The organism is Streptomyces sp. 15-116A (assembly GCF_025290915.1).
Taxonomy (GTDB): Bacteria; Actinomycetota; Actinomycetes; order Streptomycetales; family Streptomycetaceae; genus Streptomyces.
In genome coordinates this window covers 1-11,697 of the sequence record NZ_JAOCQE010000205.1, presented here as the reverse complement: position 1 = coordinate 11,697, position 11,697 = coordinate 1, and the positions used below count along the sequence as shown (strand labels likewise).

The 11,697-nt window shown below is 72.0% G+C and carries 11 protein-coding genes and 2 rRNA genes; 2 read left to right on the top strand and 11 right to left on the bottom strand.

Annotated features, from left to right (window positions below; genetic code table 11):
* From N4P33_RS25855 to N4P33_RS25840, 4 genes are all read right to left on the bottom strand, one after another.
* Window positions 1–893: AAA family ATPase (locus N4P33_RS25855; RefSeq protein WP_260829152.1), on the bottom strand; the 893-nt coding region annotated here is incomplete at its 3' end.
* A gap of 167 nt (window positions 894–1,060) precedes the next feature.
* A complete protein-coding gene (locus N4P33_RS25850; RefSeq protein ID WP_260829150.1) occupies window positions 1,061–1,966 on the bottom strand; it encodes an NAD kinase in 906 nt (301 codons plus the stop codon).
* Window positions 1,963–2,778, bottom strand: coding sequence for a TlyA family RNA methyltransferase (locus tag N4P33_RS25845; protein WP_260829149.1), 816 nt, complete (start codon window positions 2,776–2,778; stop codon window positions 1,963–1,965). Before N4P33_RS25845 ends, N4P33_RS25850 begins: the two co-directional genes overlap by 4 nt.
* A 7-nt stretch (window positions 2,779–2,785) precedes the next feature.
* Window positions 2,786–3,082 (bottom strand): hypothetical protein, encoded by a 297-nt coding sequence (locus N4P33_RS25840; protein ID WP_260829148.1) that lies wholly within the window; start codon window positions 3,080–3,082, stop codon window positions 2,786–2,788.
* 42 nt (window positions 3,083–3,124) lie between these two features.
* On the opposite strand from N4P33_RS25840, the gene N4P33_RS25835 reads away from it, so the two are divergent.
* Window positions 3,125–3,472: a sterol-binding protein gene (locus tag N4P33_RS25835; protein WP_260829147.1), complete on the top strand. Its 348-nt coding sequence runs from the start codon at window positions 3,125–3,127 to the stop codon at window positions 3,470–3,472.
* 394 nt (window positions 3,473–3,866) lie between these two features.
* On the opposite strand, the gene N4P33_RS25830 is transcribed toward N4P33_RS25835, so the two are convergent.
* From N4P33_RS25830 to N4P33_RS25815, 4 genes are all read right to left on the bottom strand, one after another.
* A complete protein-coding gene (locus N4P33_RS25830; RefSeq protein ID WP_260829146.1) occupies window positions 3,867–4,769 on the bottom strand; it encodes an ABC transporter ATP-binding protein in 903 nt (300 codons plus the stop codon).
* Window positions 4,766–5,803 (bottom strand): iron chelate uptake ABC transporter family permease subunit, encoded by a 1,038-nt coding sequence (locus N4P33_RS25825; protein ID WP_260829145.1) that lies wholly within the window; start codon window positions 5,801–5,803, stop codon window positions 4,766–4,768. Before N4P33_RS25825 ends, N4P33_RS25830 begins: the two co-directional genes overlap by 4 nt.
* Window positions 5,800–6,843, bottom strand: a complete 1,044-nt coding sequence (locus N4P33_RS25820) for an iron ABC transporter permease (RefSeq protein ID WP_260829143.1) — start codon at window positions 6,841–6,843, stop codon at window positions 5,800–5,802. Before N4P33_RS25820 ends, N4P33_RS25825 begins: the two co-directional genes overlap by 4 nt.
* Window positions 6,844–6,916: 73 nt before the next feature.
* Window positions 6,917–7,948, bottom strand: a complete 1,032-nt coding sequence (locus N4P33_RS25815) for an HAD-IIA family hydrolase (protein ID WP_260829142.1) — start codon at window positions 7,946–7,948, stop codon at window positions 6,917–6,919.
* An 80-nt stretch (window positions 7,949–8,028) separates the two neighbouring features.
* Here N4P33_RS25815 and N4P33_RS25810 point away from each other — a divergent pair, with 80 nt between their 5' ends.
* Window positions 8,029–9,321 (top strand): DUF1015 domain-containing protein, encoded by a 1,293-nt coding sequence (locus N4P33_RS25810; protein WP_260829141.1) that lies wholly within the window; start codon window positions 8,029–8,031, stop codon window positions 9,319–9,321.
* Between the two features lie 70 nt (window positions 9,322–9,391).
* On the opposite strand, the gene N4P33_RS35740 is transcribed toward N4P33_RS25810, so the two are convergent.
* The 3 genes from N4P33_RS35740 to N4P33_RS25795 all read right to left on the bottom strand — a co-directional run.
* Window positions 9,392–11,152 carry a tetratricopeptide repeat protein gene (locus N4P33_RS35740; protein ID WP_399030107.1) on the bottom strand — a complete coding sequence of 587 codons (1,761 nt, stop codon included), beginning with the start codon at window positions 11,150–11,152 and terminating at the stop codon, window positions 9,392–9,394.
* Between the two features lie 92 nt (window positions 11,153–11,244).
* Window positions 11,245–11,361: ribosomal RNA gene (gene rrf, locus N4P33_RS25800) — 5S ribosomal RNA — on the bottom strand.
* A gap of 104 nt (window positions 11,362–11,465) precedes the next feature.
* Window positions 11,466–11,697, bottom strand: a 23S ribosomal RNA gene (locus N4P33_RS25795); the annotation flags it as partial.

The window sequence follows — 11,697 nt, the reverse complement described above, 5'->3', positions numbered from 1 at the left end:
GGATCGGCGTCCAGGTCGTCGGCGTACCCCGCGAGCTCCCCGGCGACGTCGCGCAGCAGGATGCCGATCTCACCGATCCGGTCGGTGAGCGCGGCCAGCGCCGGGTCGTGGGCCCGTACGGCCTCCAGGGCCCGCTGGGCGCCCGCGACGAGCGTCCCGGCGTCCACGCCCTCGGGGTCCTCCGGGTTGCCCGCCAGAGCGGCGTGCGCGGCCGACGCCGCCGACGCCAGCGCCTCGGCGTGCCCCAGCCGCTCGGCCTCCTCGGCGAGCTCCACGTCCTCACCGGCGCGCGGCTCGACGGCGGCGATCTCCTCGAGCCCGAAGCGCAGCAGGTCGGCCTCCTGGGCCCGCTCACGCGCGCGCGTGGTGATCTCGTCCAGCTCCGCGGACACGGCCCGCAGCCGCTTGTACGCCTCGGTGTACTTGGCGAGCGGCACGGCGACCGCGTCCCCGGCGTACCGGTCGAGCGCCTGCCGCTGCCGGGACAGCTTCAGCAGCCCCTGCTGGTCGGTCTGCCCGTGCACGGCCACGAGATCGTCGGCGAGCTCGGCGAGCAGCCCCACCGGCACACTGCGCCCGCCCAGATGGGCCCGCGAGCGTCCCTCGGCGGAAACGGTACGGCTGATCAGCAGCGCCCCGTCGTCCAGCTCGGCCCCGGCCTCCTCCGCGCGTACGACGGCCGCGGCGTCCCCGGGCACGGAGATCCGCCCCTCGACGACCGCGTTCTTCGCCCCGATCCGCACCAGGGCCGCGTCCGCGCGTCCGCCCAGCAGCAGCCCGAGACTGGTGACCACCATGGTCTTGCCCGCGCCCGTCTCACCGGTGACAGCGGTGAACCCGGGCGACAGCTCGACAACGGCGTCGTCGATCACGCCCAGCGACCGTATCCGCATCTCCTCCAACACGGGAAAGACCTTACGAGGTCCGGCAGGAGAAGTGCGACCGCCCCACCTATGTCACCCACGGGAGTGGTCCGACCTCAAGGGGCGCGGGGAACTGCGCGACCAGCCACATACCACCCGCAGCCGCCCACGCTCCCCAGCCGGCCCCCCACATTGGGCTAATGCGGAGCCCCCCGCCATCCAGAAACCGGCAACGCGAACTTCGCCACCAACCGATCCGTGAACGAAGCATGATGCAGCCGAGCCAGCCGCACCGGCACAGCCCCCCGTCGCACCTCCACCCGCGCCCCCGCCGGCAACTCCACCGTCCGCCGCCCGTCACACCACAGAACCCCCGGCGGCACATGAGGCAGAACCTCCACCGCCAGCACGGAATCCGGCGACGTCACCAACGGCTTGGCGAACAGCGCATGCGCGGAGATCGGCACCATCAGCAGCGCCTCCACCTCGGGCCACACCACGGGCCCCCCGGCCGAGAACGCGTACGCCGTCGACCCGGTAGGCGTCGCACACACGATCCCGTCACACCCGAACCCCGTGACCGGCCGCCCGTCGATCTCCAGCACGACCTCCAGCATCCGCTCCGCGGACACCTTCTGCACCGCCGCCTCGTTCAGCGCCCAGTCCGTGTGCACGATGTCCCCGTTGCGGTGCACCACCACATCGACGGTCATCCGCTCCTCGACCTCGTACGCCCGGCTCACCACGCGGTCCACGACCTTGTCGAGGTCGTCCCGCTCGGCCTCCGCGAGGAACCCCACCCGCCCGAGGTTGACGCCGAGCATCGGCACCCCGGAGGCCCGCGCGAACTCCGCGCCGCGCAGCAGCGTGCCGTCACCGCCGAGGACGATCAGCAGCTCGCAGTCGTCCAGGCACTGCGGCGTCGCCTCCTTGACGGTCTCCACCTCGTCCGGCAGCGGCAGATCCTCCGCCTCCGCCTCCAGCACCCGCACCCCGAGCCCGGAGCGCAGCAGCCCCTTGACCACGAGCTCGGCACTGCGGATGGCCGCGGGCCGCCCGGTGTGGGCCAGCAGGAAAACAGTTCGAGCTCGGTTCTGCGTCAACGCGGCCCCTCCGCCACAGCACGGTCAACATCGGCCGGGTCCAGTTCCGGTGCCCCGGCCCGCAGCCACAGGAAGTATTCGACATTGCCGGAGGGGCCGGGCAGCGGACTGGCGGTGACTCCCTTCACACCCAGCCCCAGCTCCCACGCCTTCTCGGCCACACCCCGCACGGCCTCGGCCCGCAGCTGCGCACTGCGGACGACTCCCCCGCTGCCGAGGCGCTCCTTGCCGACCTCGAACTGCGGCTTGACCATCATCACCAGGTCGGCGTCCGGGTTCACGCACCGCTTCAGCGCGGGCAGGACCAGCCCGAGCGGGATGAAGGACAGATCCCCCACGACAAGATCCACAGGCTCCCCATCGATCGCTTCGAGCGTCAACTCCCGTACGTTCGTACGGTCCTTGACGGTGACGCGTTCATCGCTCTGCAGCGACCAGGCGAGTTGTCCGTATCCGACGTCCACGGCGACCACGTGCGCCGCCCCGGCCCGCAGCAGGACGTCGGTGAACCCCCCGGTGGACGCCCCGGCGTCCAGTGCGCGCCGCCCCTTCACGACCAGCCCCTGCGGTACGAAGACCTCGAGCGCGCCGGCGAGCTTGTGGCCGCCGCGCGAGACGTAGTCGGGGTCGCCGGCGTCGGCGGCGACGACGATCGCGGCGGCGGTCTCGACCTGCGTGGCGGGCTTGGTCGCGACGGTCTTGCCGACGGTGACCCGTCCGGCGGCGATCAGCTGGCTGGCGTGCTCGCGCGAGCGCGCGAGCTTCCGGCGGACCAGCTCCGCGTCGAGACGGCGGCGTGCGACTCCTGCCACGTTCGGTTCAGCTCCCCTGTCGGTGGTACGGCGATGGGGGCCCCGGAGGTCCCTGGGGTCCCGGGCGGGCGTCGAGCGCGGTGAGCGCGTCGCGCAGCCCCCGGTGCACATCCTCGTACACCTCGAGGTGACCGTCGGTGGTGAGGTGGTCGGCGTCGGCCAGCCGCTCCAGATGCGCGTCCACCTCGGCGTTGCCGGTGGCCGTGCGCGGCACACCGAGGGGGGCGGGTCCTGCGGGTTCGTACCCGGGCTCCGCCACGGGCTCCTCCGGCACCGCCGGGGTGTCGGGCACTGCGTCGTTCATGCCCCGACGCTACCCCGAACGGCTGGGGTACCGTCGTGCGCGATGGCCACGATCGAACAGTGCCGTGCCGCACTCGACAAGCTTTCGGACAGCATGCAGCACGCCGAGGGCGACGTCCGTGACGCCGCGGCGATGGACCGCTCGGTCAGCTGCCACATCACCGACCTGGACGTGACCTTCGCCGGCCGGCTCACCGGCGGCCGCATCGAGGTGCACGAGACTCTGCAAGGCCCGCCCCGCGAGAAGGCGCAGATACGACTCAGGATGACGGGCGACGACCTGGTCTCCCTGGTCGACGGCGACCTCCACTTCGCCCGAGCCTGGGCCTCGGGCCGAGTCCACCTGGAGGCAGGCCTACGCGACCTGTTCCGCCTGAGAAAGCTGCTGTGACCGGGACCTGCCGGAACTGAGGCCACGTCCGCCTGCCGGAAAGCTGCCGCGGCCCGGACCGACAGCCAGGCTCGAAAGCTGCCGCGGCCCGAACCGGCCGCCAGGCACACGGAAACGAGCGCGGCGCTGATGGCGGTACCGGCGAGGGCCGGCCGTACTGGCGTAGCGCACCCCGGCTGCCGCCGAGGACCACACCAGAGCGCCGAAGGCCGCCGCCCCGCACCGCCGCGCCCCTGGCCGGCCGCCCGGCACGGAAAGCCGCCGCGGACCGGACCAGCCTCCAGGCATCGGAAAGCCACCACGGACCGGGGCGGCCGTCCGGCACGGAAGCCCCGGCGACCGATGCCGGCGGCCGGACTCAGCGAGCTGCCACGGCCCGGACCCGCGGCCACGCTCAGGAGGCTTTCGTGGCTCCGACCTTCTCCGTGCTCCTGGTGTCCGCCGCCTTCGCAGCACGTGTCTTCCGGGCCGCCGGCACGATCAGGGGTGTGCCGGTCTCCGGGTCGTCGATGACCTGGCAGCGCAGCCCGAAGACCCGCTCGACCAGATCCGCGGTGACGATGTCCTTCGGCGCGCCCTCGGCGATGACCTTGCCGTCCCGCAGCGCGATGAGGTGGGTGGCGTAGCGGGCGGCGTGATTGAGGTCGTGCAGCACGGCGACGAGGGTGCGGCCCTGCTCCTCGTGGAGCTCCGCGCACAGGTCCAGGACGTCGATCTGGTGCTGGATGTCGAGGTAGGTGGTCGGCTCGTCGAGCAGCAGCAGCGGGGTCTGCTGGGCGAGCGCCATGGCGATCCACACGCGCTGGCGCTGACCGCCGGAGAGTTCGTCGACGTAGCGGTCGGCGAGCTCGGCGACCCCGGTCTGCGCCATGGACTCCTGGACGACCCGCTCGTCCTCCGCCGACCACTGGCGCAGGATGCCCTGGTGCGGATAGCGGCCGCGGCCCACCAGGTCGGCGACGGTGATCCCGTCGGGCGCGATCGACGACTGGGGCAGCAGACCGAGGGTGCGGGCGACCTTCTTCGCCGGCATCGACTGGATGAGCTGCCCGTCGAGCAGCACTCGCCCGTGACTGGGCTTGAGCATCCGCGACAGCGCCCGCAGCAGCGTCGACTTGCCGCAGGCGTTGGGGCCGACGATGACGGTGAAGGAGTTGTCCGGTATCTCCACCGACAGTTGCTCGGCGATGACCCGCTGGTCGTAGGCGAGGGTGACGCTCTCGGCGGACAGGCGGTTCACGGTGCTCCTCGGGTTGTTCAGTCCGCTGGCAGGTGTCTGGTCTTTCCCGACGCTCATATCCGGCCCGCCCTGCGTTCGGCGACCAGCAGCCACAGCAGATACGCACCGCCGAGCACACCGGTGACCACACCCACGGGCAACTGGTCGGCGCCGAAGGCACGCTGGGAGATCCAGTCGGCGGTGACCAGCAGGGCGGCGCCCATGCACAGCGACGGCAGCAGGTTCGGGCCCGGCGAGCGGGTCAGGCGCCGGGCGAGCTGGGGCGCGGTGAGCGCGACGAAGGCGACCGGCCCGGCCGCGGCGGTGGCGGACGCGGTGAGCAGCACGGCGGACACCATCAGCAGCATCCGCACCCGCTCCACGCGCACCCCGAGGGCGTAGGAGACGTCGTCGCCCATCTCCATCATCCGCAGGCCTCGGGAGTTGGCGAGCACCAGCGGTACGAGGACCGCGCACAGCGTGAGCAGCGGCCAGACCTGGTCCCAGTCGCGGCCGTCGAGGGAGCCGGTCATCCACACCACGGCCTGCGCGGCGTCCACGATGTCGGACTTGGTGAGCAGATAGCCGTTGACGGCGGTGACGATCGCGGAGACACCGATACCGACCAGGACCAGCCGGTATCCGTGCACGCCCCGCTTCCAGGCGAGCAGATAGATGGCGAACCCGGTCACCAGCCCGCCCACCAGCGCACCGGCGGTGATCTGCTCGGCGGTGCCGGAGAACAGCACGATCATGACGAGCGCGCCGGCCGTCGCCCCCTGCCCGAGGCCGAGGACGTCCGGACTGCCCAGCGGGTTGCGGGAGATGGCCTGGAACAGCGCACCGCCCAGCCCGAGCGAGGCGCCGACCAGCAGTCCGACCAGCACCCGGGGCAGCCGCAGTTCGTTGACGATGAACTCCTGGCCCGCGTTGCCCTCGCCGAGGAGGGTCCTGATGACATCGGCGGTCGAGATCGGGAAGTCGCCGGTGCCGATCAGCACCACGCTCGCGGTGAGCGCGGCGAGCAGCAGCAGGACGACGACGGTGAGGGCGCGCACGTCGAGCCGGACCGAGAGTCCGCCGGGGGTGCGTACCGCGCGGTTGCTCTTCACAGCTGGGCCGTCCTCCGCCGTCGTACGAGAAGAATGAACACGGGGCCGCCGATGATCGCGGTGACGATGCCGACCTGGAGCTCCGCGGGCCGGGCCACGATCCGGCCGATCACATCGGCGCCGAGCAGCAGCACGGGCGACAGGATCGCCGCGTACGGCAGGATCCAGCGCAGGTCGGGTCCGGTGAAGGAGCGCACGACGTGCGGCACCATCAGCCCGACGAACATGATCGGCCCGCAGGCGGCGGTGGCGGCCCCGCACAGCACGGTCGCGGCCAGCATGGACAGCGCCCGGGTGCGGTTGAGGTTGGCGCCGAGGGCCTTGGCGGTGTCGTCGCCCATGGCCATGGCGTTGAGCGGCCGGGCGAGCGCGAGCGCGAGGACGGAGCCGGCCAGCAGGAACGGAAGCACCTGCGTGATGGTCGAGTTGTCACCCGAGGCCAGCGAACCCACCGTCCAGAAGCGCATCTTCCCGAGCGCGGCGTCGTCCAGAATCATGATCGCCTGGAGATAGCCGTAGAGCGCGGCGCTGATCGCCGTACCCGCGAGGGCCAGCCGCACCGGCGTCGCGCCCCGGCTGCCGCCGAGGAACCACACCAGCGCGCCGACGGCCGCCGCCCCGCAGAACGCGAACCACACATATCCGGACAGCGAGGTGACGCCGAAGAAGGTGAGCGCGGTGACGACGGCCGCGGACGCGCCCGCGTTGATGCCGAGCAGTCCCGGATCGGCGAGCGGGTTACGGGTGAGCGCCTGAAGCACGGCTCCCGCGAGTCCGAGCGCGGCCCCGACGAGCAGCCCGAGCACAGTTCGTGACAACCGGTCGGCGACGACCACATCGCCGTAACTGCCCGACTCCTCGAACAGGCCGTGCCAGACCTGGTCCAGGGTCAGCTCCTTCGCCCCGACCGCGATACTCGCCACGGCGACGAGCAGCAGGATCACGGCGGAGAGCAGCAGCCCAAGGGCGCGTATCGCCCGGCGCTTCGGGGGCGCGGGGGCGTTTTCCGCGCGCTGTTGAGGAGGACTGTCGACCAACACGCAGTTAGGTTAGCCTACCCTGCCAATCGATCAAGATCCCGAGGTGCCGGAGACGCAGCTCAACGCGAGCGCCTCACAACCCCAGCCGGGCCAGCGCCTTCCCACCGTCCAGCGTGCACACACCCTCCCCGGCCGCCGTCCACGCCACCGCGCACAGCGCACGCAGCCCGTCGAGCGAGGCCCCCTCCCCCGTCAGCTCCAGCGCGCCGGCCCCCGCCGTCGCCGTCCAGCCCCCGCACCGGAACCCGCCGCTCTCCTCGACGACGTCCGGCTGCCCCGTGAGCATCCCGCGCAGATCGGCGTCGACGTACGTCGGCCGGTGCTGCGGCGGCGCCGCGAGCAGCTGCGCCCCGTCCGTCACCCCGGTCAGCACCAGCAGCGAGTCGACGCCGCCGTTGAACGCCCCCTCGATGTCCGTGTCCAGCCGGTCCCCGACCACCAGCGGCCGCTCGGCCCCGGTCCGCAGAATCGTCTCCCGGTGCATCGGCGGCAGCGGCTTGCCCGCCACCTGCGGCTCGGCCCCGGTGGCGATCCGCACCACCTCCACCGCCGCCCCGTTGCCCGGCGCGATCCCCCGGCCGCTGGGAATGGTCAGATCCGTGTTGGACGCGAACCACGGCACACCCCGCGCGACGGCGTAACTCGCCTCCGCGAACCGCCCCCACGGCAACTCGGGCCCGCCGTACCCCTGCACGACCGCCACCGGATCGTCGTCGGCCGACTCCACCGGCACCAGCCCGCGCTCCCGCAGCGCCACCCGCAGCCCCTCACCGCCGACCACCAGCACCCGGGCGCCCGCGGGCACCTGCTCACTGATCAGCCGCGCCACCGCCTGAGCCGAGGTGATCACATCCTCCGCGCCCGTCGGTATGCCCAGCTCGGTCAGATGCGCGGCCACGGTGTCCGGCGTCCGCAGCGCGTTGTTCGTCACATACGCGAGGTGCATGCCCTGTTCCCGGGCGACTGCGAGCGACTCGACGGCATGGGCGATCGCGCTCCCGCCCGCGTACACCACCCCGTCGAGATCGAGCAGCGCCGTGTCGTACGCCTCGCTCAGGGCCCGCCCGCTGCTCTCGGGCCTCGTCCTGACACCGCTCACGCTCATGCGCCTCGCTCCTCGTTCGACCACGTGCCCCCGATCATCCCCCATGCCACTGACACCGCGTGCACCCGTACGATGCCGGGATGAACACTGCAGGTCACTCGGAAGCAAAGGCGCACCGAGGCCTGGAACTCACGCCGTTCCGAGGCCTTCGTTACGACCCCGACCGGGTCGGCAGCCTGGCCGCCGTGACGTCCCCGCCGTACGACGTCGTCGTCCGTCCCGACGGTCTGCACCACCTTCAGTCCGCCGACCCGCACAACATCGTCCGGCTGATCCTGCCGGAGGCCGACACCCCCGAGGCCCGCAACGCCCAGGCCGCCGCCACACTCCGCCGCTGGCGCTCCGAGGGCATCCTGACCGCCGACCCCGAGCCCGGTCTCTACGTCTACGAGCAGAGCGACGGCGACGGCATGCTGCAACGCGGCATCATCGGCACCCTGCGCGTCTCGGACCCCGAGGAGCAGCTGGTCCTCCCGCACGAGGACGTCATGCCGCACATCGTCGCCGACCGCGCGGCCCTGATGCGCGCCACGTCCGCGAACCTCGAACCCCTGCTGCTCACCTACCGCGGCGACGGCTCGGCGACCGTGACGGCGGCCCTGGTCGAGCGCGTGGCCGCGACATCCCCGCTGCTCGCGACCACCACCGAGGACGGCTTCCACCACCGCCTGTGGTCCGTCACCGACACCGCAGACGTGACCGCCGTCGCCAAGGAACTCGCCGGCCACCAGGCCCTCATCGCCGACGGCCACCACCGCTGGGCTACCTACCGCCGCCTCCGCACCGAGCACTCCTCCCCCGGCCCCTGGGACCACGGCCTGGTCCTCCTCGTCGACACGGCCCGCTACCCCCTCCGGGTCCGGGCCATCCACCGCCTGCTGCACGGCCTGCCCGTCGCGGACGCGGTGGCCGCCCTGCACGGCCTGTTCCGCGTGCGCCGCGTGGAGGCCGCATTGCCGGACGCCCTGACGGTCCTCGCCGAAGCGGCGGGCACGGGCAACGCCTTCCTCCTGGCCGGGGACGGCGCCTTCCACCTCGTCGACCGCCCGGATCCGGACCTGCTGGCCCGCACGGTCCCGGCGGACCGCCCCGAGGCCTGGCGCACCCTGGACGCCACGGTCCTGCACGCCACGCTCCTCGAGCACGTCTGGCGCATCCCCGAGGACTCCCCCGCCCACATCGCCTACATCCACGACACGGCCGCGACAGTGGAGAAGGCGGAACGCGACGGCGGTACGGCGGTCCTGATGCACCCGGTCCGCGAGGAGGTCGTCCGCGACCTGGCCCGCCAGGGCGTCACGATGCCCCGCAAGTCGACGTCGTTCGGCCCGAAGCCGGCGTCGGGCCTGGTCCTGCGCGCACTGGACCTGTGAGACGCGGACGCTGAACGCGAAAGGGGCGGGCCCCTCGCCGGGACCCGCCCCTTCACCGCGCTCTCGGACGTCAGTCCTTGTCGGCATCCACGTCGGCGTCGGCGGCCTCGGCCGCCTCGGCGTTCTCGTCCTCGCCCTCGCCTTCGTCGAGGGCGTCCATGAACTCCACGCCGTCCAGTTCGGCCAACCGGTCGGAGGCGTCGGTGCTGCCGTCGCGGTCGGCCTCCACGGCCTTCGCGAACCACTCGCGCGCCTCGTCGGCCCGCCCGGCGGCGAGCAGCGCGTCGGCGTACGCGTACCGCAGCCGCGCGGTCCACGGCTGGACGGAGTGCGACGCCAGCTCGGAGCTCTGCAGCGTCACGATCGCCGCGTCCAGCTGCCCCATGTCACGCCGGGCACCGGCCGCGACGAGCCGCATCTCGACCTGCCCGGCCTTGTCCAGCTTCTGCACCTCGGACGCCCCGGCCATGTCCAGCGCCTTCTCCGGCCGCCCGAGCCCGCGCTCGCAGTCGGCCATGAGCGGCCACAGCTCCACGGTCCCGGTCATCCGCCGCGCCGCCCGGAACTCCGCGAGCGCCTCGGCGTACTTCTGGTTGGCGTAGGCGGCGAACCCGGCGGCCTCGCGTACGGCGGCGACACGCGACGCCAGCCGCAGCGCGACCCTGGAGTAGCCGTACGCGCCCTCGGGGTCCTCGTCGATGAGCCGGGCGACCATCACCAGGTTCTTGGCGACGTCCTCCGCGAGCGTCTTGGGCAGGCTCTGCAGCTCCTGGCGTACGTCCTTGTCGATCTCCTCGCCGGTGACGTCCTCGGGGATCGGCAGCCGCTTGATGGGCTCGCGGTCCCGGTCCCGCTCGTCACGGAACCGCCCGCCGCCCTGCCGGTCGTCCCGCCCACGGAACCCACCGGGCCGGCCTCCCCGGTCGTCCCGCCGAGGCCCACGACCACGGTCGTCGCGTCCCCGGAATCCCCCGCGCTCGCCGCGGTCCCGGTCACGGTCGCCGTCCCGGCCACGGAAACCACCGCGGCTGTCGTCCCGCCCACGGAAGCCGCCCCGCTCCGGCCGACCACCACTGCGGTCATCACGCCCACGGAAGCCGCCGCGCTCACCGCGCTCGGCGCCCCGGCTGTCGTCACGCCGGTCACGGTCGTCACGCCGGTAGCCACCCTGCTCGCTGCGACCGCCACGGTCACCGCGGTCGTCACGGTCACGACGGTCCCGGTCGTCGCGACGGAAACCGCCACGGTCGTCATCGCGGCGGAATCCACCACGGTCATCGTCCCGCCGGAACCCACTGCGGTCGTCATCCCGCCGGAACCCACTGCGGTCGTCATCCCGCCGGTAACCACCGCGGTCGCCGCGGTCCCGGCGGTCGTCACGCCGGTCGTCACGGTCGCGGCGGTCATCACGCCGGTCGTCGCGACCTCGGTAACCGCCGCGCTCGCCACCGCGGTTGTCGTCCCGTCCACGGAAGCCGCCACGGTTGTCGTCACGGCGGAACCCGCCCCGCTCACCGCGGTCACTGCGCTCACCGCGCTGGTCGTCGCGGCCTCGGTAACCGCCGCGCTCACCGCCCCGGTTGTCGTCCCGTCCACGGAAGCCGCCACGCTCACCGCGCTCCAGCCGGCCACCGCTCCGGTCGTCCCGCCGGTCGTCCCGCCGGAAACCGCCGCGCTCGCCGCGATCCCGGTCGCCGTCCCTGCGGAATCCGCGATCACGGTCATCGCCGCGTCGCGGGCCACTGCGCCGGGCGCCGCCACGGTCACGGTCACCACTGTCCCGTCGCCGCTGGTCGCGCTCCGGTCGGTCGTCGGGAGAGTTGGTGGACATCGGTGACTCCTGTCTTCGGTACTGCAAGCATAAATAAAAAAGGACCCCTGGTCCCAGCTGTACGCTGGTGACCAGGGGTCCTTCCAAAGATTGTTCGGCGGCGTCCTACTCTCCCACAGGGTCCCCCCTGCAGTACCATCGGCGCTGTAAGGCTTAGCTTCCGGGTTCGGAATGTAACCGGGCGTTTCCCCTACGCTATGACCACCGAAACCCTAATGGTTTCGAGCGAACAAGCACACTCTTCTATTGTTCGTTCTGCTCAAAGCCGACAACGGTCGTTGTCTCAGAACTGACACAGTGGACGCGAGCAACTGAGGACAAGCCCTCGGCCTATTAGTACCGGTCAACTCCACACGTTACCGTGCTTCCATATCCGGCCTATCAACCCAGTCGTCTACTGGGAGCCTTACCCTCTTACAGAGGTGGGAGTCCTCATCTCGAAGCAGGCTTCCCGCTTAGATGCTTTCAGCGGTTATCCCTCCCGAACGTAGCCAACCAGCCATGCCCTTGGCAGAACAACTGGCACACCAGAGGTTCGTCCGTCC